Source organism: Sodalis-like endosymbiont of Proechinophthirus fluctus (assembly GCF_001602625.1).
In the GTDB taxonomy this organism is placed as follows: Bacteria; Pseudomonadota; Gammaproteobacteria; order Enterobacterales; family Enterobacteriaceae.
On record NZ_LECR01000004.1, the window covers coordinates 8,089 to 8,793 of the forward strand.

The 705-nt window shown below is 35.2% G+C and carries 1 protein-coding gene; it reads left to right on the forward strand.

From position 1 onward, the window contains the following. The coding region (locus tag BG74_RS00760) for a hypothetical protein (protein ID WP_204376280.1) at nt 1-316 on the forward strand (316 nt) is incomplete at its 5' end. Nucleotides 317-705: the final 389 nt, after the last annotated feature.

Sequence of the window (705 nt, forward strand, 5' to 3'; positions counted from 1 at the left end):
GCCACGATCTCACTCTCTCTCTCTCTCTCTCTCCGGATTGTTGAAGAAATCGCGAATCGCAGAAGAAAAATTCATGTCAAATGAAGTCGGAGTGGACGGCGATGGCGATGGCGATGGCGATGGCGATGACGAATTCTTCGTGGTTACTCTACGAGAAGAAAAAGTCGCGCGGAGCCGCCACGTGCTCTCGAAGCGAATCGACCGGCAAATTGAGTTTATTTTAATCCGCAACAACAACAACAACAACAACTTAAAATCGATTCGTGTTTGTGCGTGCGTTTTTCATCAGAGAATTTTTTTTTTTTTTTGTTTTTAAATTACAACTTCATCGAAAAAGAAAAAAAAAGTTTTTTTTTTTCTTCGACGCTTTCCGACTTCGTACGCGATTTATCGAACGCGATTTATCGAACGCGTTTTTTTTTAGCTTAAATATCAAATTATTAATACGTAAAGAATCAAAATAAAAATAAATAAAATTGTTTCGAACGTACCTTAAGGAAAATTCGATAAAGGTAGATTTTCAACCGATCGAAAATGATCGCGAGGAATTTCAATTGCAATCGTTTTAATTTCGATTTTTGAATTTTCGCGTAAGTAAAAAAAAAAAAAAATTGATTTGAATTGAATTTCAATTGATTTTCGAATTTTCTTTCGATGATTTTCTCATTCTTGATTCAGGATAAGCATCGATTTCGTTCATTTTGA